General features: G+C 71.5%; 18 protein-coding genes. 16 read left to right on the top strand and 2 right to left on the bottom strand.

What is annotated here, in order from left to right; translation table 11 throughout:
• Positions 1 to 67 precede the first annotated feature (67 nt).
• The 13 genes from ACZ6Z8_RS25360 (at position 68) to ACZ6Z8_RS25420 (ending at position 13,213) form a co-directional block, all read left to right on the top strand.
• On the top strand, positions 68 to 430 hold the full coding sequence (locus ACZ6Z8_RS25360; protein ID WP_465612350.1) for a 5-carboxymethyl-2-hydroxymuconate Delta-isomerase: 363 nt from the start codon (positions 68 to 70) through the stop codon (positions 428 to 430).
• A gap of 103 nt (positions 431 to 533) precedes the next feature.
• Positions 534 to 1,034, top strand: a complete 501-nt coding sequence (locus tag ACZ6Z8_RS25365; RefSeq protein ID WP_396241412.1) for a hypothetical protein — start codon at positions 534 to 536, stop codon at positions 1,032 to 1,034.
• 188 nt (positions 1,035 to 1,222) lie between these two features.
• Positions 1,223 to 2,134: a pyridoxal 5'-phosphate synthase lyase subunit PdxS gene (gene pdxS / locus ACZ6Z8_RS25370; protein WP_030286348.1), complete on the top strand. Its 912-nt coding sequence runs from the start codon at positions 1,223 to 1,225 to the stop codon at positions 2,132 to 2,134.
• A 96-nt stretch (positions 2,135 to 2,230) separates the two neighbouring features.
• On the top strand, positions 2,231 to 2,848 hold the full coding sequence (gene pdxT, locus ACZ6Z8_RS25375) for a pyridoxal 5'-phosphate synthase glutaminase subunit PdxT (RefSeq protein WP_402816387.1): 618 nt from the start codon (positions 2,231 to 2,233) through the stop codon (positions 2,846 to 2,848).
• A 90-nt stretch (positions 2,849 to 2,938) separates the two neighbouring features.
• Positions 2,939 to 3,697, top strand: coding sequence for a YebC/PmpR family DNA-binding transcriptional regulator (locus tag ACZ6Z8_RS25380; RefSeq protein ID WP_402816388.1), 759 nt, complete (start codon positions 2,939 to 2,941; stop codon positions 3,695 to 3,697).
• A 169-nt stretch (positions 3,698 to 3,866) separates the two neighbouring features.
• Positions 3,867 to 4,439, top strand: coding sequence for a crossover junction endodeoxyribonuclease RuvC (gene ruvC, locus ACZ6Z8_RS25385; protein WP_465612351.1), 573 nt, complete (start codon positions 3,867 to 3,869; stop codon positions 4,437 to 4,439).
• The gene (gene ruvA, locus ACZ6Z8_RS25390) at positions 4,436 to 5,047 is read left to right on the top strand and encodes a Holliday junction branch migration protein RuvA (RefSeq protein ID WP_465612352.1); all 612 of its coding nucleotides are present in this window, start codon (positions 4,436 to 4,438) and stop codon (positions 5,045 to 5,047) included. The genes ruvC and ruvA overlap by 4 nt, the downstream gene beginning before the upstream one ends.
• Positions 5,048 to 5,141: 94 nt before the next feature.
• The gene (gene ruvB, locus ACZ6Z8_RS25395) at positions 5,142 to 6,209 is read left to right on the top strand and encodes a Holliday junction branch migration DNA helicase RuvB (RefSeq protein WP_465612353.1); all 1,068 of its coding nucleotides are present in this window, start codon (positions 5,142 to 5,144) and stop codon (positions 6,207 to 6,209) included.
• A gap of 260 nt (positions 6,210 to 6,469) precedes the next feature.
• A complete protein-coding gene (gene yajC, locus ACZ6Z8_RS25400; protein ID WP_465612354.1) occupies positions 6,470 to 6,880 on the top strand; it encodes a preprotein translocase subunit YajC in 411 nt (136 codons plus the stop codon).
• Between the two features lie 147 nt (positions 6,881 to 7,027).
• Positions 7,028 to 8,863 (top strand): protein translocase subunit SecD, encoded by a 1,836-nt coding sequence (gene secD / locus ACZ6Z8_RS25405; RefSeq protein ID WP_465612355.1) that lies wholly within the window; start codon positions 7,028 to 7,030, stop codon positions 8,861 to 8,863.
• Between the two features lie 4 nt (positions 8,864 to 8,867).
• Positions 8,868 to 9,965, top strand: coding sequence for a protein translocase subunit SecF (gene secF, locus ACZ6Z8_RS25410; protein ID WP_465612356.1), 1,098 nt, complete (start codon positions 8,868 to 8,870; stop codon positions 9,963 to 9,965).
• A gap of 26 nt (positions 9,966 to 9,991) precedes the next feature.
• A complete protein-coding gene (locus ACZ6Z8_RS25415) occupies positions 9,992 to 10,543 on the top strand; it encodes an adenine phosphoribosyltransferase (RefSeq protein ID WP_465612357.1) in 552 nt (183 codons plus the stop codon).
• A gap of 216 nt (positions 10,544 to 10,759) precedes the next feature.
• Positions 10,760 to 13,213: a RelA/SpoT family protein gene (locus ACZ6Z8_RS25420; protein ID WP_465612358.1), complete on the top strand. Its 2,454-nt coding sequence runs from the start codon at positions 10,760 to 10,762 to the stop codon at positions 13,211 to 13,213.
• Positions 13,214 to 13,275: 62 nt separating this feature from the next.
• On the opposite strand, the gene ACZ6Z8_RS25425 is transcribed toward ACZ6Z8_RS25420, so the two are convergent.
• A complete protein-coding gene (locus tag ACZ6Z8_RS25425) occupies positions 13,276 to 14,505 on the bottom strand; it encodes a DUF349 domain-containing protein (protein WP_465612359.1) in 1,230 nt (409 codons plus the stop codon).
• Between the two features lie 264 nt (positions 14,506 to 14,769).
• Entirely contained in the window at positions 14,770 to 15,615 is an 846-nt protein-coding gene (locus tag ACZ6Z8_RS25430) for a peptidylprolyl isomerase (protein WP_465612360.1), read from the bottom strand.
• A gap of 244 nt (positions 15,616 to 15,859) precedes the next feature.
• Between ACZ6Z8_RS25430 and ACZ6Z8_RS25435 the strand changes: the two genes are divergently transcribed.
• The 3 genes from ACZ6Z8_RS25435 to aspS are packed head-to-tail and all read left to right on the top strand — an operon-like array spanning position 15,860 to position 19,628.
• Positions 15,860 to 16,567, top strand: a complete 708-nt coding sequence (locus tag ACZ6Z8_RS25435; RefSeq protein ID WP_465612361.1) for an MBL fold metallo-hydrolase — start codon at positions 15,860 to 15,862, stop codon at positions 16,565 to 16,567.
• An 11-nt stretch (positions 16,568 to 16,578) separates the two neighbouring features.
• Entirely contained in the window at positions 16,579 to 17,841 is a 1,263-nt protein-coding gene (gene hisS, locus ACZ6Z8_RS25440; RefSeq protein ID WP_465612362.1) for a histidine--tRNA ligase, read from the top strand.
• Positions 17,838 to 19,628, top strand: a complete 1,791-nt coding sequence (gene aspS, locus ACZ6Z8_RS25445; RefSeq protein ID WP_465612363.1) for an aspartate--tRNA ligase — start codon at positions 17,838 to 17,840, stop codon at positions 19,626 to 19,628. Before hisS ends, aspS begins: the two co-directional genes overlap by 4 nt.
• Positions 19,629 to 19,641: the final 13 nt, after the last annotated feature.

Here is a 19,641-nt window from a genome sequence, read left to right on the forward strand (position 1 = left end):
GACCGGGCGGCGTATCAGCGGCGTTAGGGTCGGGCCGAACGCACCACTGTGACCCATGGGGGAAACGATGCCGCAGATCTCCGTCGACTACTCGTCCGGCCTGGCCGGGACCTTCGACCGCCGGGCGCTGGGCCTGGCGATCAACCGGCTGGCCGAGGAGACCATCGACGCGAAGCCGGAGTCCTGCAAGACGCTGTTCCGGCAGAGCGAGGAGCTGGTGGTCGGCAGCACCGGGCTGGAGGGCGACGCCCAGGTGTACGTCGAGTTCCAGATCTTCCCGGGCCGTACGCCGGAGGCGAAGGCGGCGCTGAGCGAGGGCGTCATGGCGCTGCTGGCCGAGCACGTCGCCCCGCTGCCGGGGGGCCGGCTGTTCACCGCGGTGAACATCGAGGACATCGACCGGGACAGCTACCGCCACGCCACCGCCTGAGCGCCCCGGGGCTGACGCCGCGCGGGGCCGCCGGTGACACCCGGTAACGTAGCGGTCCGTGACTACCTGGATCTGGGCCGGCGTGGCCGTGGTGCTGTTCGGCATGTACCTGAGTTGGACGGCCGGACGCCTGGACCGGCTGCACGCCCGGATCGACGCGGCGCGCGCGGCGCTGGACGCGCAGTTGGTCCGCCGGGCCTCGGTGGCGATGGAGCTGGCGACGTCCTCGCTGCTGGATCCGGCGGCCTCGCTGCTGCTGCTGGACGCGGCGCACGCGGCCCGGCAGGCCGAGGACGAGCAGCGCGAGGTGGCGGAGAGCCAGCTGAGCCTGGCGCTGCGGGCGGTGCTGGAGGAGCCGGAGCAGGTGGCGGCGCTGGTGGCCGAGCCGGGTGGCGAGGAGGCGGTTCGCGATCTGACGGCCGCGGTGCGCCGGGTGCCGATGGCCCGCCGGTTCCACAACGACGCGGTGCGGGCGGCGCGGGCGGTGCGGGAGCACCGGCTGGTGCGGTACTTCCGGCTGGCGGGCAAGGCGCCGTTCCCGATGGCCTTCGAGATGGACGACGCTCCGCCGCCCGCCCTCACGCCGGAGGGGGCGCCCGCGTAGGGTCTGTCCTCGAACTCCCGCCTGCGGGCGGACGACGGGGGTGCGAGGACAGACCCTAGGCTGTCCCCCGGATACGGCCCGTTTGTCGCATCCCGTCGCCCGGGCTGGACTTGGTGGCACATCGTTGGGCCACTCGTTCCGCCTACCATAGGGCGATAGCACTGGTTCATCTTCGAGTGAGGTCTCACGTGTCCACCACCCCCACCACCGCAGACCAGCCGCAGATCGGTACCGCCCGGGTCAAGCGCGGCATGGCCGAGCAGCTCAAGGGCGGTGTGATCATGGACGTGGTCAACGCCGAGCAGGCGAAGATCGCCGAGGACGCCGGCGCGGTGGCCGTCATGGCCCTGGAGCGGGTTCCGGCCGACATCCGCAAGGACGGCGGCGTGGCCCGCATGTCCGACCCGAACATGATCGAGGAGATCATCGAGGCGGTCTCCATCCCGGTGATGGCCAAGTCCCGCATCGGTCACTTCGTCGAGGCCCAGGTCCTGCAGTCGCTCGGTGTCGACTACATCGACGAGTCCGAGGTGCTGACCCCGGCCGACGAGGTCAACCACTCCGACAAGTGGGCCTTCACCACCCCCTTCGTCTGCGGTGCCACCAACCTGGGCGAGGCCCTGCGCCGCATCGCCGAGGGCGCGGCCATGATCCGCTCGAAGGGCGAGGCCGGCACCGGCAACGTCGTCGAGGCCGTCCGCCACCTGCGCCAGATCAAGAACGAGATCGGCCACCTGCGCGCGCTGGACCACAACGAGCTGTACGCCGCCGCCAAGGAGCTGCGCGCCCCGTACGAGCTGGTCAAGGAGGTCGCCGAGCTCGGCAAGCTGCCGGTCGTGCTGTTCTCCGCCGGTGGCGTGGCCACCCCGGCCGACGCCGCGCTGATGCGCCAGCTGGGCGCCGAGGGCGTCTTCGTCGGCTCCGGCATCTTCAAGTCGGGCGACCCGGCCAAGCGTGCCGCCGCCATCGTGAAGGCCACCACCTTCTTCGACGACCCGAAGATCATCGCGGACGCCTCCCGCAACCTGGGCGAGGCCATGGTCGGCATCAACTGCGACACCCTGCCGGAGACCGAGCGCTACGCCAACCGCGGCTGGTAATCGCTCCCTCCCCTTCGCCGGCCCGCCGCAGCGCCTCGGTGTGCGGCGGGCCGCGCCGCGTACGCCCGTAGTAACGATCGATTGAGGTTGAAGACCGTGAGCACTCCCGTCATCGGCGTCCTCGCCCTGCAGGGCGACGTCCGCGAGCACCTGGTGGCGCTGGCCGAGGCCGACGCGCTCGCCCGTCCGGTGCGCCGCGCCGAGGAGCTGGCCGAGGTCGACGCGCTGGTGATCCCCGGTGGGGAGTCCACCACCATGTCCAAGCTGGCGCTGCTGTTCGGCGTGATGGACCCGGTCCGCGAGCGGGTCGCCGCCGGGATGCCGGTGTACGGCACCTGCGCGGGCATGATCATGCTGGCCGACAAGATCCTCGACGGCCGGGAGGACCAGGAGAGCGTCGGCGGCATCGACATGACGGTGCGCCGCAACGCGTTCGGCCGCCAGAACGAGTCCTTCGAGTCCGGGATCGCCTTCAAGGGTCTGGACGACGCGCCGGTGCACGGCGTCTTCATCCGCGCCCCCTGGGTCGAGTCGGTCGGCGCGGGCGTCGAGGTGCTGGCCGAACTGCCCGGCGCGGACGGGCCGGAGAGCCGGATCGTGGCCGTGCGCCAGGGCAACCTGCTGGCCACCTCGTTCCACCCGGAGCTCACCGGCGACCACCGCGTGCACGCCTACTTCGTGAAGATGGTCGAGGAGCACCTCGCCGCCGAGTAGGGCCCCCGTGGCCGTGTGTGCCCCACCGGTGACGACACCGGTAAGATCTCAGCTGTTTCATTTCCATTTGGCGACGTAAAGGAGCTGGCGATGTCCGGCCACTCTAAGTGGGCTACCACCAAGCACAAGAAGGCCGTGATCGACGCCAAGCGCGGCAAGCTCTTCGCCAAGATGATCAAGAACATCGAGGTGGCGGCGCGCACCGGCGGTCCCGACCCGGCGGGCAACCCGACCCTCTACGACGCCATCCAGAAGGCGAAGAAGAGCTCGGTCCCGATCGACAACATCAACCGCGCCGTCAAGCGCGGTGGCGGTCTGGAGGCCGGCGGCGCCGACTACCAGACCATCATGTACGAGGGCTACGGCCCGAACGGTGTCGCCGTCCTGATCGAGTGCCTCACCGACAACCGCAACCGCGCGGCCTCCGACGTGCGCGTCGCGATGACCCGCAACGGCGGCTCGATGGCCGACCCGGGCTCGGTGTCCTACCTGTTCACCCGCAAGGGCGTCGTGATCGTCCCCAAGGCGGACGGCGTGGACGAGGACAAGCTGTTCGAGATCGTCCTCGACCAGGACCCCGAGGAGATCAACGACCTCGGCGACTCCTTCGAGATCGTCTCCGAGGCCTCCAAGATGGTCGACGTGCGTACCGCGCTGGTCGACGCCGGCGTCGACTACGACTCGGCCGAGGCCAACTTCCTCCCGAGCATGCAGGTCGAGCTGGACGTCGACGGCGCCCGCAAGATCCTCAAGCTGATCGACGCGCTGGAGGACAGCGACGACGTGCAGAACGTCTTCGCCAACTTCGACATCCCGGACGAGGTCGGTGCGGAGCTCGACGCCGAGTAGGCACGGCTTCGATCGATCGACGGCGAGTGACCGTACTCACTGCCCGGCCCGGTGGTCCCAGGACCGCCGGGCCGGTGTCGTCCGCGGGGCTGTCGTACCCGGGCGGTAGCCTTCGCAGGTCGTTCGCCTCGGGGCGAGTGGCGGGTCACCGAGAGAGACGGGGCGTGACGTGCGGGTGCTGGGTGTGGACCCGGGACTGACCAGGTGCGGGGTCGGGGTGGTCGAGGGCGCTGCCGGGCGGCCGTTGCGGATGGCCGGGGTGGGCGTGGTGCGCACGCCGGCCGACGCCGAGATCGGGCAGCGGCTGCTGCTGGTCGAGCAGGGCCTGGAGAGCTGGCTGGACGAGCACCGGCCCGACCTGGTCGCGGTCGAGCGGGTCTTCGCCCAGCACAACGTGCGGACGGTGATGGGCACCGCCCAGGCGAGCGCGGTCGCGATGCTCTGCGCCACCCGGCGCGGGATCCCCGTCACCCTGCACACCCCCAGCGAGGTCAAGGCCGCCGTCACCGGCTCCGGCCGGGCGGACAAGGCCCAGGTCACGGCCATGGTGCAGCGCCTGCTGCGGCTGGACGCCCCGCCCAAGCCCGCCGACGCCGCCGACGCGCTGGCGCTGGCGATCTGCCACATCTGGCGCGGCGGGGCGACCAACCGGCTGCAGGCCGCCGTCCAGGCCGCCCGTACCTCCCCGCCGAGGACCGCTTCCCTGAAAGGCACCTCTCCTGTGAAAGGCACTGTCCGGTGATCGCCTTCGTGCAAGGACCCGTTGCGGCCATCGCCTCCGGAGTCGCGGTGGTCGAGGTGGGCGGGGTCGGCATGGCCGTCCAGTGCACCCCGAACACCCTGGCCGGCCTGCGGCTGGGTGAGCCGGCCCGACTGGCGACCTCGCTGGTGGTCCGGGAGGACTCGCTGACCCTGTTCGGCTTCGCGGACGACGACGAGCGGGCGGTGTTCGAGATCCTCCAGGCCGCGCCGGGCGTCGGCCCCAAGCTGGCCCAGGCGATCCTCGGCGTGCACAGCCCCGACGCGCTGCGCGCCGCGGTGGCGAACGGGGACGAGAAGGCGCTGGTCGCGGTGCCGGGCATCGGCAAGGCGAAGGCGGCCAAGCTACTGCTGGAGTACAAGGACAAGCTGGGCGCCCCGCACGGCGCGGTGCCCGCGCAGAAGCCGGTCGCGAGCGGCCCGGCTCCGTGGAGCGAGCAGCTGCACTCCGCGCTGACCGGCCTCGGCTACGCCCCGCGCGAGGCGGAGGAGGCGGTCGCGGCAGTCACCCCGGAGGCGGAGGCGCAGCAGACACCGGACGTCGGCGCGCTGCTCAGGCTCGCCCTGCGCGGCCTGAACCGCGCCCGCTGAACCCATCTGACGACCTGTCCGTTTGTCGACACCGTCGACACTGTCGACACCCTGGACACCGTCGACACCGCTGAGACCCCTGGAGCCCGCGAGGATGTACGAGGAACCCGCTGACCGGCTGGTCACGGCCGCCGCCGACGGCGAGGACCAGGCGGTGGAGGCCGCGCTGCGCCCCAAGCTGCTGGACGAGTTCATCGGCCAGGAGCGGGTGCGCGAGCAGCTGTCCCTGGTCCTCCAGGCGGCGCGCAAGCGCGGCAGCGCGCCCGACCACGTGCTGCTGAGCGGCCCGCCCGGGCTGGGCAAGACCACCCTGTCCATGATCATCGCCGCCGAGCTGGGCGCCCCGATCCGGATCACCTCCGGCCCGGCCATCCAGCACGCGGGGGACCTCGCGGCGATCCTCTCCTCGCTCACCGAGGGGGAGGTGCTCTTCCTCGACGAGATCCACCGGATGTCCCGGCCGGCCGAGGAGATGCTCTACATGGCGATGGAGGACTTCCGGGTCGACGTGATCGTCGGCAAGGGCCCCGGTGCCACCGCCATCCCGCTGGAGCTGCCGCCGTTCACCCTGGTCGGCGCCACCACCCGGGCCGGCCTGCTGCCGCCGCCGCTGCGGGACCGCTTCGGCTTCACCGGGCACATGGAGTTCTACGCCCCGGCCGAGCTGCAGCGGGTGGTGCACCGCTCGGCCTCGCTGCTGGACGTGGAGATAGACCCGGCGGGCGCGGCCGAGATCGCCGGGCGCTCGCGCGGCACCCCGCGCATCGCCAACCGGCTGCTGCGCCGGGTCCGCGACTACGCGCAGGTCCGGCACGACGGTGTGGTCACCGCCGAGATCGCCGGCCAGGCGCTGGACGTCTACGAGGTGGACGCCCGCGGTCTGGACCGGCTGGACCGCGCGGTGCTGGACGCCCTGCTGCGGCTGTTCGGCGGCGGGCCGGTCGGTTTGTCGACACTCGCGGTCGCCGTGGGGGAGGAGGCCGAGACGGTCGAGGAGGTCGCCGAGCCCTTCCTGGTCCGCGAGGGCCTGCTCGCCCGCACCCCGCGCGGGCGGATCGCCACCGCCGCGGCCTGGCAACACCTGGGGATGACCCCTCCGGTCCAGACCTCCCGCGGCAGCGCGCCGCCCCAGCCGGAGCTGTTCCCGGCGGACGGAAGTTGACCGGCCTGGGCCGAACGGGTGAGAGGTGGCCTCCGGTTCCCGGCCCGGCCCGGAGCCGCGCCCCTTGGAGGTGCCGGGGTGGAAGTCCGGGGAAACCGTGCAGGCGGAGGGTCGCCACTTTCGGCGGCAGGATGCGATGCTTGGCGTTGTCCGATCAGTTCGGGGTCGCCTAGACTCCGCCGGACCGCCCCTCTCACCTGACGGGCCGACCCATACCACACAGGCCGCCGGCCGGCGGCCCGTAAAGGACCCTGGCTGCAGTGAACCTCATCATCCTTCTCCTCCCGATCATCGCGATCGTGCTCATGTTCCGGTCGCAGAAGAAGCGCCAGTCGCAGATGCAGCAGATGCAGACGGCGCTGGAGCCCGGGGCGGGAGTGCGCACCATCGGCGGCCTGTACGCCCAGGTGAAGGCGGTCAACGACGAGACCGTCGAGCTGGAGATCGCTCCCGGCGTGGTCACCCACTTCACGAAGAGTGCCGTCGCGGCCGTCCTGGAACCCCAGGAGTACGACGCGATCATCAACGGTCGCCCCGAGGGCGACGAGCTGTCCGAGCCGGAGGCCGAGGACGTCGCCGACGCCGCGCCGGCCGAGGACAAGCCGCTGTCGCTGACCAAGGACAGTGCCGAGAAGGGCGACGCCGAGGGCGGGGCTCCCGCGAGCAAGTAGTACGGACGGGCAACCCGCCCGTCCGCGCGGCGCAGTGCCGCGAGCCCACAGGACCTCAGGGCCGCAGAACCGCCATGCCCCCGTCCCGCCACGAGCCGGACGGGGGTCCGGTCGGGGAGGTGGCATGGACAGGGAGAAACGAGCAAGGTGGCAACACCCAAGTCGCGCCCGCGCGACGGCTACCCAGGGCGGGCGCTGGCCCTCATCCTGGTCGTCACCGTCGGACTGGTCGCCCTCATGTTCGGGACGGGCAACACCAAGCCCCGGCTCGGTATCGACCTCGCCGGTGGCACCAGCATCACGCTGACCGCGAAGTCGACCGATCCCAAGGCGGTCAACAAGTCCAACATGGACATCGCCACCGGGATCATCGAGCGCCGGGTCAACGGAATGGGTGTCTCCGAGGCGGAGGTCCAGACCCAGGGCTCGGACACGATCATCGTGAACATCCCCAAGGGCGGCGACCGGCAGAACGCGGCGGACCAGGTCGGTACCACCGCGAAGCTGTTCTTCCGTCCGGTCCTGGCCGTGGCGCCCAGCGGCATCACCGCCCCCGCGCCCACCGGCACCCCGTCCGCCGGCGCCTCCGGCAGCCCGAGTGCCGCCCCCTCGGGCAGCGCCACCCCGTCGGCCTCGGCCGGCGCGAGCTCCTCGGCCGGCCACACGCCGAGCGCCTCCGCGAGCGCCACCAAGCAGGGCCGCTCCGTCGGTGAGGCGCTGGCCGCCGACGCCGCCGCCCCGTCCGCCGCCGCCACGGGCGCGAGCACCGCTCCGTCCGGCTCGGCCGCCCCGTCCGCCTCCGGCACCCCGAGCGCCCAGGCCACCCAGCCGAGCGCCGCCGACCTGAGCGCCGCGATGACCCAGGGCACCGTCCCGCCGGAGCTGCAGGCCGCCTTCGCGAACCTGGACTGCTCCAAGCCCGAGGTCCGCGCGGCCCAGACCGGCGCCGAGGACAAGGCCATGGTCGCCTGCTCCCAGAAGCCGGAGAACGGCTACTACGAGAAGCTGGCCCTCGGCCCGGTGGCCGTGAAGGGCTCGGACGTCTCCAAGGCCCAGCCGAGCCTGGACACCCAGACCGGTGCCGGCTGGCAGGTGCAGCTGCAGTTCAACGGCGCCGGCACCGACGCCTTCACCAAGGTCACCGGCCAGCTGGCCACCCAGACCCCGCCGAACAACCAGTTCGCCATCGTGCTGGACAACCAGGTCGTCTCGCACCCGCAGGTCAACGGCCCGATCCCGGGCGGCAGCGCGGTCATCACCGGCCGCTTCAGCCAGGCCGAGGCGCAGGACCTGTCCAACGTGCTGAGCTACGGCGCCCTGCCGCTGGAGTTCGCCAAGAGCGACATCACCACCGTCTCCCCGGCGCTGGGCAGCGACCAGCTCAAGGCCGGTCTGGTGGCCGGCGCGATCGGCATGCTGCTGGTCGTCGCCTACTCGCTGGTCTACTACCGCGGCCTCGGCCTGGTCTCGATCGCCGGTCTGATCGTCTCGGCGATCCTGACCTACTCGATCATGAGCCTGCTCGGCGGCGGGATCGGCTTCGCGCTGAACCTGCCGGCGGTCTGCGGTGCGATCGTCGCGATCGGCATCACCGCCGACTCCTTCATCGTCTACTTCGAGCGCATCCGCGACGAGGTCCGCGAGGGTGCCCCGCTGCGCGCTGCGGTCCAGCGGGCCTGGCCGCGCGCCCGGCGCACCATCCTGGTCTCGGACTTCGTGTCCTTCCTCTGTGCCGCGGTGCTGTACGTGGTGTCGGTCGGCAAGGTCCAGGGCTTCGCGTTCACCCTGGGTCTGACCACCGCGCTCGACGTCGTGGTGATCTTCCTCTTCACCAAGCCGCTGATCACGCTGCTGGCCCGGCGCAAGTTCTTCGCCGACGGCCACCCGTGGTCCGGCCTGGACCCGAAGCGGCTGGGCGCCCGCCCGCCGCTGCGCAGCAGCCGTCGCCGTAGCCCCTCCTCTGCCGCCGTGAAGGAGGCCTGACACCGTGTCACGCTTCTCCAATCTGGGCCACCGGCTCTACCAGGGCGAGGTCAGCTTCGACTTCGTCGGGCGCCGCAAGCTCTGGTACTCCATCTCCGGTGTGATCGTGCTGGTCGCGGCGATCGGCCTGGCCATGGGCCTGCACCTGGGCATCGAGTTCAAGGGCGGCTCGGTCTACACCGTGACCAAGCCGGGCCTGACGGTCTCGCAGGCGCAGGAGAAGGCCGACCAGGTCGTCTCCTCGCACCCGCTGGTGCAGTCGACCGACAACAACAAGATCCGCATCCAGGTCAGCACCGACGAGGCGAAGAGCTCCGACGAGGTCCGCTCCCAGCTCGCCGAGAAGATCGGCGTGCCGCTGGACACCGTCGAGGCCCAGGTCATCGGCCCCAGCTGGGGCAAGCAGATCTCCGACAAGGCGATCACCGGCCTGATCATCTTCATGGTCCTGGTGACGGTCTACCTGGCGATCGCCTTCGAGTGGCGGATGGCGGTGGCCGCCCTGGTCGCCCTGATCCACGACCTCCTGATCACCATCGGCGTCTACGCCCTGGTCGGCTTCGAGGTCACCCCCGGTACGGTGATCGGCTTCCTGACCATCCTCGGGTACTCGCTCTACGACACGGTCGTCGTCTTCGACACCGTGAAGGAGAACACCAAGGGGATCACCAAGCAGAACAGGCTCACCTACAGCGAGGCGGCCAACGCGGGCCTCAACCAGACCCTGGTGCGCTCGCTCAACACGACCGTGGTGGCGCTGCTGCCGGTCGCCGCGCTGCTGTTCATCGGTGGCGGCCTCCTGGGCGCCGGCACCCTGAACGACATCTCGCTCGCGCTGTTCATCGGCCTCGCGGCCGGCGCCTACTCCTCGATCTGCGTCGCCACCCCGCTGCTGGCGCAGCTCAAGGAGGAGCAGCCGGAGATGAAGGCGCTGCGCAAGCGCGTCCTGCAGCACCGGGCCGCGGCCGCCAAGGCGGAGGCCTCGGGCGAGGCGGTGACGGACGCGGTGGCGGACGAGGATCAGCCTGCGGGTATGGTCGGTCAGCGCGGCAGGTCGGCCGGCACCACGCGTGCCAAGGGCCGTCCGTCCACCAAGCGCTGAACCCGAACCGAAGGAAACCCACCACCGTGACCACCGCCGACACCGCACTGGCCGAGCTGCTGAACAGCCGGATCCGGGACGTCCCGGACTACCCGAAGCCGGGCGTGCTGTTCAAGGACATCGCGCCGCTGCTCGCCGACGCCGAGGCCTTCGGCGCCCTCACCCGGGCGCTGGCGGACCGGGCGAAGGAGCTCGGGGTGACCAAGGTGGTGGGTCTGGAGGCGCGCGGCTTCGTGCTGGCGGCCCCGGCGGCCTTCGCGGCCGGGCTCGGTTTCGTGCCGATCCGCAAGCAGGGCAAGCTGCCCGGCGAGGTGTTCCGGCGCTCGTACGAGCTGGAGTACGGCTCGGCGACGCTGGAGGTGCAGTGCGACGCCTTCGCGCCCGGTGAGCGGGTGCTGGTGGTGGACGACGTGCTGGCCACCGGCGGCACCATCGGTGCCTCGCTGGACCTGGTGAAGGAGGCCGGCGCCGAGCTGGCGGGCGTCGTGGTGCTGATGGAGCTGGGCTTCCTGGACGGCCGCGAGCGGCTGGCCGGGCACCTGGGCGGCGCCCCGCTGGAGACGCTGGTCACGGTCTGAGGGACGGGCTCCACCGGGGCTCGCTACGGGCTCCACCAAGGGCTCCGCAACGGGCTCCGCAACGGGCTCGAAGGACGGCGGTCGGATCATCCGACCGCCGTCCTTCCGTTCCCGGGCCCGGCCGGATGAACACCGGGCCGCCCGGCTCGGTACCATGAAGATTCATCCCCTCCCGGTTGTGCCCGGACGTCACGGGCCCGGCAGGGGTCGGCCCCGGTGCCCCGAGGAGTGTCCTTGCCCGACGAGGTTGTGCCCACGGCCGCAGCGGCCACCCCCGAAGACCGTCCCACGCCCTCGGGGGCCACCCCGGCACGCCCGACGCCGACCTCCTCGCGTCCCTCCGCCCCGCTCGGTCGCGGCTCCGGCTCCGGCGGCGGTATGCGCGCCCGGCTGGCCCGCCTGGGCGGCCAGCGCTCCAGCGTGCTGAACCCCGTCCTGGAGCCGCTGTTCCGCTCCATCCGGGCGAACGACCCCAAGGCCGACCCGGCGCTGCTGCGTGACATCGAGCGCGCCTACGCCGTCGCCGAGAAGTGGCACCGCGGGCAGAAGCGCAAGAGCGGCGACCCGTACATCACCCACCCGCTGGCCGTCGCCACCATCCTCGCCGAACTCGGCATGGACGCCCCGACGCTGATGGCCGGGCTGCTGCACGACACCGTCGAGGACACCGACTACGGCCTGGAGACCCTGCGCAAGGACTTCGGCGACTCGGTGGCCCTGCTGGTCGACGGCGTCACCAAGCTGGACCGGGTCAAGTTCGGCGAGGCCGCCCAGGCCGAGACCGTCCGCAAGATGGTCGTCGCGATGGCCAAGGACCCGCGGGTCCTGGTGATCAAGCTGGCCGACCGCCTGCACAACATGCGCACCATGCGCTACCTCAAGCGGGAGAAGCAGGAGAAGAAGGCCCGCGAGACGCTGGAGATCTACGCCCCGCTGGCGCACCGGCTGGGCATGAACACCATCAAGTGGGAGCTGGAGGACCTCGCCTTCGCGATCCTCTACCCCAAGATGTACGACGAGATCGTCCGGCTGGTCGCCGAGCGCGCCCCCAAGCGGGACGAGTACCTGGCGACCGTCATCGACCAGGTCCAGGCGGACCTGCGCGGCGCCCGGATCACCGCCTCCGTCACCGGTCGGCCGAAGCACTACTACTCGGTCTACCAGAAGATGATCGTCCGTGGCCGGGACTTCGCGGAGATCTACGACCTGGTGGGCATCCGGGTCCTGGTCGACACCGTCCGCGACTGCTACGCGGCACTGGGCACCATCCACGCGCGGTGGAACCCGGTGCCGGGGCGGTTCAAGGACTACATCGCGATGCCCAAGTTCAACATGTACCAGTCGCTGCACACCACGGTGATCGGTCCCGGCGGCAAGCCCGTCGAACTCCAGATCCGCACCTTCGACATGCACCGGCGGGCCGAGTACGGCATCGCCGCGCACTGGAAGTACAAGCAGCGCGCCGTCGCCGGGGCCTCCAAGGTCCGCACCGACACCCCGACCCAGGTCCGCAAGGACGACAAGGCCGGCGCCGTCAACGAGATGGCCTGGCTGCGGCAGCTGCTGGACTGGCAGAAGGAGACCGCCGACCCGGGCGAGTTCCTGGAGTCGCTGCGCTTCGACCTGGCCAGCAACGAGGTCTTCGTCTTCACCCCCAAGGGCGACGTGATAGCGCTGCCGGCCGGTGCCACCCCGGTCGACTTCGCCTTCGCGGTGCACACCGAGGTCGGTTACCGGACCATAGGGGCCCGGGTCAACGGGCGGCTGGTGCCGCTGGAGTCGACCCTGGAGAACGGCGACACCGTCGAGGTGTTCACCTCCAAGGCGGAGAACGCCGGCCCGTCCCGGGACTGGCTGGGCTTCGTCAAGTCCCCGCGCGCCCGCAACAAGATCCGCGCCTGGTTCTCCAAGGAGCGCCGCGAGGAGGCGATCGAGCACGGCAAGGAGGCGATCGTCCGGGCGATGCGCAAGCAGGGCCTGCCGATCCAGCGGATCCTGACCGGGGACTCGCTGGTCACCCTGGCCCACGAGATGCGCTACCCCGACATCTCCTCGCTCTACGCCGCCATCGGCGAGGGCCACGTCGCCGCGCAGAACATCGTCCAGAAGCTGGTCCAGGCGCTCGGCGGCGAGGAGGGCGCCACCGAGGACCTCGCCGAGACGGCCACCCCGACCCACGACAACCGCCGGGCGGTGCGCCGCCGGGCCAAGGGCGACCCGGGCGTGATCGTCAAGGGCGTCGAGGACGTCTGGGTCAAGCTGTCCCGCTGCTGCACCCCGGTGCCGGGCGACCCGATCGTCGGCTTCGTCACCCGTGGCAACGGCGTCTCGGTGCACCGCGCCGACTGCGTCAACGTCGAGTCGCTGAGCCAGCAGCCCGAGCGCATGATCGACGTCGAGTGGGCGGCCACCCAGTCCTCGGTGTTCCTGGTGGCCATCCAGGTCGAGGCGCTGGACCGCTCCCGGCTGCTCTCGGACGTCACCCGGGTGCTCTCCGACCAGCACGTCAACATCCTGTCGGCGGCGGTCCAGACCTCCCGGGACCGGGTGGCGATGAGCCGCTTCACCTTCGAGATGGGCGACCCGAAGCACCTCGGTCACGTGCTCAAGGCGGTGCGCGGCGTCGAGGGCGTCTACGACGTCTACCGGGTCACCTCGGCCCGCAAGTGACCACGGCATGAGGAAGGCCCCCGGGGATCCCCCGGGGGCCTTCACCGTTCCACGGCCCAAGATCAGCCGCTGAACTCCTCCTGGCTCTTGTGCGCCTGCTCCAGCAGCGTCCGCACGCCGGCCAGCTCGGACTCCAGCTTGGCGACCCGGCCGGCGTTGCCGGCCGCGCGGGCCTTGTCCAGGTCGGCCTGGATCTTGTCGGCCTTCGCCTGGAACAGGCCCACCATGCCGGCCGCGCGGGCCTTGGCCTCCGGGTTGGAGCGCTTCCACTCGGCGTCCTCGGCCTCGCGGATGGCCCGCTCGACCGCGTTCAGCCGGCCGTCCAGCTTCGGACGGGCGTCGCGCGGCACGTGGCCGATGGCCTCCCAGCGCTCGTTGATCTCGCGCAGCGCGGCCTTGGCGGCCTTCAGGTCGGTGATCGGCAGGATCGCCTCGGCCTCGGTGGCCAGCGCCTCCTTGAGCTTCTGGTTCTCCACCTGCTCGGCGTCCCGCTCGCTGAACACCGCGGAACGGGCCTGGAAGAAGACGTCCTGCGCGCCGCGGAACCGCGCCCACAGCTCGTCCTCGACGTCCCGCTGCGCCCGTCCGGCGGCCTTCCAGCGCGCCATCAGGTCGCGGTACGCGGCCGCGGTGGAGCCCCAGTCGGTGGACGAGGACAGCGCCTCGGCCTCGGAGACCAGCGCCTCCTTGGTCTGCCGGGCCTGCTCGCGCTCGGCGTCCAGCGTCGCGAAGTGCGCCTTGCGGTGCTTGGAGAAGACCGAGCGGGCGTGCGAGAAGCGGTGCCACAGCTCGTCGTCGCTCTTGCGGTCCAGTCGCGGCAGGCCCTTCCAGGTGTCCACCAGGGCGCGCAGCCGGTCCCCGGCCTCCCGCCACTGGGTGGACTCGGCGAGCTGCTCCGCCTCGGAGACCAGGGCCTCCTTGGCGGCGCGGGTCTCGTCCTGGGCCTTGGCGCGGGCGGCCTTGCGCTCCTCCCGCCGGCTCTCGATCTCACCGGCGAGCGCGTCCAGCCGCTTGGCCAGCGCGTCCAGGTCGCCCACCGCGTGCCCCTCGGTCACCTGTGCGCGGAGGTGCTCCAGCGCGGTCTGGGCGTCCTTGGCGGCCAGGTCGGTGGTGCGCACCCGCTTCTCCAGCAGGCCGATCTCCACCTCGATGCCCTGGTACTTGCGCTCGAAGTAGGCGAGGGCCTCCTCGGGCGAGCCGGCCTGCCAGGAACCGACCACGCGTTCGCCGTCGGCCGTCCTGACGTACACCGTGCCCTGCTCGTCCACACGGCCCCACGGGTCGCTGCTCATAGCGCGTCCTCCACATGACGTCGCGCCCGCGCCGGGGCGGCGCGCGACCGTCGTCCACAGTTGATGTGCGGCGGACCGATGAGTCCGCCGTCCCCGTCCGCCGTGTCCTGCTGCCGAGGGTGACGGCCAGGCGGGTGCGGGCACCCTATACAACGCCAACATAGGCGACCAGGCCCGGTGCTGTCCGCATCCGGGCCGGGCGATTTCGGTCCGGGGCCGGGCGGGAGCGCCTCGTGCGCCCGCCGCTCACGGCCCCGGGATCGGTCAACCCTTGGACACGGTAACCGAGTTGAAGGTGACGTCGGCCATCGGGTGGCCGTCCGGGGCGCCCTCCAGGGTGCCCGCGGCGGCGATCTTCTGGACCACGTCCAGGCCGCCGGTGATCTTGCCGAAGGGGGTGTAGTTCGGCGGGAGCTGGGTGTCCTTGTAGACCAGGAAGAACTGGCTCCCGTTGGTTCCCGGGCCGGAGTTGGCCATCGCCACGGTGCCCGCCGGGTAGGTCGCGCCGGTCAGGTTCTCGTCCGCGAACTTGTAGCCGGGGCCGCCCGTGCCGCCCGGCACGGTCGCGCTGGCGGTCGGGTCACCGCACTGGAGCACGAAGATGCCGTCGGTGGTCAGGCGGTGGCACTTGGTGTGGTCGAAGAACTGCTCGCCCGCCAGGAAGTTGAACGAGTTCACGGTGTGCGGGGCCTTGGCCGCGTCCAGCGCGACCGTGACCTTCCCGCAGTTGGTGTCCAGCGCCATGGTGTACGAGGCGCCCTGGTCGATCGACATGGCCGGCTCGGCCTTGAACTGCTTGCCGTTGGGCGAGCCCGGCGCCGGCGTGGCGCAGCCCTCGACCGGCTTGCGGGTCGGCGCGGCGGTCGGTGCGGCCTGGGTCGGCGCGGCCTGGGCCGAGGAGGCGGCCGAGGCGCTCTTGTCCTTGTCGTCCGAGCTGAACGCGCCGGTGGCGAACAGGGTGCCGCCGCCGGCCAGCACCACGACCGCGAGCGAGGCGCCCAGGATCGTGTTGCGGCGCCTGCGGGCGGACGCCGCCTCGGCGCGGCGCTGCATCTGGCGCTCGTACTTCTCGCGGGCGAGCTGCCGCCGCCGCTGTTCGCTGCTGACCACCGGCCGTGTCTCCTGAGCATGTGCGGGGAAAGTGGATGGTTCCGGAGCGGATCATCGCATCCATCGGCGGCCAAGTGTAGGGACCGGGCCCTAAGAACGCGGTGAACGCGTCGGCGGGCGAGCCGTTCACCGCGGATCTGGTTCGCAACCGGACCCGGACCGCCGGTAGGCTTCCCTTACGTCATCTACGTCATCACCACTGGTAGCCACCGCAGCCCCCGCCGCACAGACCCGAAGGACGCGCGTGTTCATCGCCGGATTCCCCGCTGGAGCCTGGGGCACCAACTGCTACCTGGTCGCGCCGGCGGCGGGCGAGGAGTGCGTCATCGTCGACCCCGGCCACCAGGCCGCCCGCGGCGTCGAGGAGCTCGTCCGTGAGCACCGGCTCAAGCCCGTCGCCGTGCTGCTCACCCACGGCCACATCGACCACGTCGCCTCGGTGGTCCCGGTCTGCGGCGCCCGCGGCGTCCCGGCCTGGATTCACCCCGAGGACCGGTACATGATGTCCGACCCGGAGAAGTCGCTCGGCCGCTCCCTGGGCACCCAGCTGATGGGCGAGATCACCGTCGGGGAGCCCGACGACGTGCGCGAGCTCACCGACGGCAGCGTGCTGGAGCTGGCCGGCCTGCAGCTCACCGTGGACCACGCCCCGGGCCATACCGGGGGGTCGGTGACCTTCCGGACGCCCGGTGCCGAGGACCTCCCCCCGGTGCTGTTCTCGGGCGACCTGCTGTTCGCCGGCTCCATCGGGCGTACCGACCTCCCGGGTGGGGACGGCGAAGCGATCATGCGCTCGCTGGCCCGGGTGTGCCTGCCCCTCGACGACTCCACCGTGGTCCTCTCCGGCCACGGCGGTCAGACCACCATCGGCCGCGAGCGCGCCACCAACCCCTACCTCCGACAGGCAGCGGGGGCGGCCGGCGCCCCGGCTGTCCCGCGACGAGGAATGTGACGGAAGAGAAGTTGAGCACCTTCACCGCCCCCAAGGGCACCTACGACCTGCTGCCCCCCAGCTCCGCGACCTTCCTGGCGGTCCGCGAGCGCATCGCCGCGCCCGCCCGCCGAGCCGGTTACGGCTACGTCGAGACCCCGGTCTTCGAGGACGTGAAGCTGTTCTCGCGCGGCGTCGGCGAGTCCACCGACATCGTCTCCAAGGAGATGTACACCCTCACCACCAAGGGCGGTGACGAACTCGCGCTGCGCCCGGAGGGCACCGCCTCGGTGCTGCGCGCCGCGCTCCAGGCCAACCTGCACAAGCAGGGCAACCTGCCGGTCAAGCTCTGGTACTCCGGCTCGTACTACCGCTACGAGCGCGCCCAGAAGGGCCGCTACCGCCAGTTCTCCCAGGTCGGCGCCGAGGCGATCGGGGCCGAGGACCCGGCGCTGGACGCCGAGCTGATCATCCTGGCCGACGACGCCTTCCGCTCGCTGGGCCTGAGCAACTACTCGCTGCTGCTCAACAGCCTCGGCGACAAGCAGTGCCGCCCGGTCTACCGTGCCGCCCTGATCGAGTTCCTCGCCGGTCTGGACCTGGACGAGGACACCCGCCGCCGGGCCGAGATCAACCCGCTGCGCGTCCTGGACGACAAGCGCGAGTCGGTGCAGGAGCAGCTGGTCGCCGCCCCGATGCTGCGCGACTTCCTGTGCGAGGAGTGCAAGGCGTACGACGAGAAGGTGCGCGAGCTGCTCACCGCCAACGGCGTCGCCTTCGTCGACGACCCGAAGCTGGTCCGCGGCCTGGACTACTACACCCGCACCACCTTCGAGTTCGTGCACAACGGCCTCGGCGCCCAGTCCGCGATCGGCGGCGGCGGCCGCTACGACGGCCTGTCCGAGATGATCGGCGGCCCGGCGCTGCCGTCCGTCGGCTGGGCGCTCGGCGTGGACCGCACGTACCTGGCGCTGGAGGCCGAGGGCGTCGACCTCGACCTGCCGGCCGCCACCGCCGTCTACGCCGTCGCGCTCGGCGAGGAGGCCAAGAACGTCCTGTTCGCCAAGGTGGTCGAGCTGCGCCGGGCCGGCGTGGCCACCGACCTCGCCTTCGGCGTCAAGAGCATCAAGAACGCCATGAAGTCCGCCGACCGGTCCGGCGCCCGCTTCGCCCTGATCGCCGGTGACCGGGACCTCGCCGAGGGCGTCGTCCAGCTCAAGGACATGAGCACCGGAGAGCAGACACCCGTCGCCCTCGACGCACTCGTCACCACCCTGAAGGAGAAGCAGCTGTGATCCGCACGCACGACGCGGGCACGCTCCGCCCGGAGCACGCAGGCACCACCGTCACCCTGGCCGGCTGGGTCGCCCGCCGCCGCGACCACGGCGGCGTCGCCTTCATCGACCTGCGCGACGCCTCCGGCACCGTGCAGATCGTGGTCCGCGACCTCGACTCGGTGCACGGACTGCGCGCCGAGTACTGCGTCAAGGTCGTCGGCGACGTCCGGGTCCGCCCCGAGGGCAACGAGAACCCGGACATCCCGACCGGCGCCGTCGAGGTCGTCGTCAGCGACATCGAGGTGCTCTCCGAGGCCGCCCCGCTGCCGTTCCCGGTCGCCGAGTACGAGCCCGGCACGGTCAACGAGGAGGTCCGGCTGCGCTACCGCTACCTGGACCTGCGCCGCGAGGGCCCGGCCAAGGGCCTGCGGCTGCGCTCCAAGGTCAACAACATCATCCGCCGGGTGATGGAGGAGAACGACTTCCTCGACATCGAGACGCCGTACCTCACCCGCTCGACCCCCGAGGGCGCCCGCGACTTCCTCGTCCCGGTCCGCCTGCAGCCCGGCCACTGGTACGCGCTGCCGCAGTCGCCCCAGCTGTTCAAGCAGCTGCTGATGGTGGCCGGCATGGAGCGCTACTACCAGATCGCCCGCTGCTTCCGCGACGAGGACTTCCGCGCCGACCGGCAGCCGGAGTTCACCCAGCTGGACATCGAGGCCTCCTTCGTCGACCAGGAGGACATCCTGGCCCTCGGCGAGAAGATCGTCGGCGCCATCTGGCGCGAGGTCCACGGCTACGAGATCCCCAACCCGCTGCCGCGGATGACCTACGCGGACGCCATGGGCCGCTACGGCTCCGACAAGCCGGACGTCCGCTTCGGCCAGGAACTCACCGACCTCACCGAGTACTTCAAGGGCACCGAGTTCCGTGTCTTCCAGGCCCCGTACGTCGGCGCCGTGGTCATGCCGGGCGGCGCCTCGCAGCCGCGCAAGCAGCTGGACGCCTGGCAGGACTGGGCCAAGGCGCGCGGCGCCAAGGGCCTGGCCTACGTGCTGATCGACGCCGAGACCGGCGAGCTGCGCGGCCCGGTCGCCAAGAACCTCTCCGAGGAGCACCTGGCCGGCCTCGCCGCCGCGGCCGGCGCCAAGAACGGCGACGCGGTCTTCTTCGCGGCCGGCAAGGAGCGCGCCTCGCAGGAGCTGCTGGGCGCCGCCCGCCTGGAGATCGGCCGCCGCTGCGGGCTGATCGACGAGTCCAAGTGGGCCTTCCTCTGGGTCGTCGACTTCCCGATGTTCGAGCCGATCGAGGACGACAAGGGCCAGTTCCAGGGCTGGCACGCGGTGCACCACCCGTTCACCGCCCCGACCCCGGAGTCGCTGGACAGCTTCGACACCGACCCGGGCTCGGCCCTGTCCAACGCCTACGACCTGGTCCTCAACGGCTCGGAGCTGGGCGGCGGTTCGATCCGTATCCACCAGCGGGACGTCCAGAAGCGGGCGTTCGACGCGATCGGCCTCTCCGAGGAGGAGGCGGCCTCGCAGTTCGGCTTCCTGCTGGACGCCTTCAACTACGGCCCGCCGCCGCACGGCGGGGTCGCCTTCGGCCTCGACCGGATCGTCACGCTGCTCGGCGGCTACGACACCATCCGCGACGTCATCGCCTTCCCGAAGACGTCCACCGGTGGTGACCCGCTGACCGGCGCTCCGACCCCGATCACCCCGGCGCAGCGCCGCGAGGCCGGCGTGGACGCCCAGCCGAAGGTCCGTGAGGACGCCAAGTCCGAGGCCCAGCCCAAGAGCTGACGCTCCGTCATCC

The organism is Kitasatospora sp. NPDC101108 (genome assembly GCF_055584725.1).

Bases quoted from the DNA above. Each gene is read 5' to 3' on its own strand.
- ACZ6Z8_RS25360 (WP_465612350.1), top strand. From the start codon at position 68: ATGCCGCAGATCTCCGTCGACTACTCGTCCGGCCTGGCCGGGACCTTC.
- ACZ6Z8_RS25365 (WP_396241412.1), top strand. From the start codon at position 534: ATGTACCTGAGTTGGACGGCCGGACGCCTGGACCGGCTGCACGCCCGG.
- ACZ6Z8_RS25380 (WP_402816388.1), top strand. From the start codon at position 2,939: ATGTCCGGCCACTCTAAGTGGGCTACCACCAAGCACAAGAAGGCCGTG.
- ruvB (WP_465612353.1), top strand. From the start codon at position 5,142: ATGTACGAGGAACCCGCTGACCGGCTGGTCACGGCCGCCGCCGACGGC.
- ACZ6Z8_RS25425 (WP_465612359.1), bottom strand. From the start codon at position 14,505: ATGAGCAGCGACCCGTGGGGCCGTGTGGACGAGCAGGGCACGGTGTAC.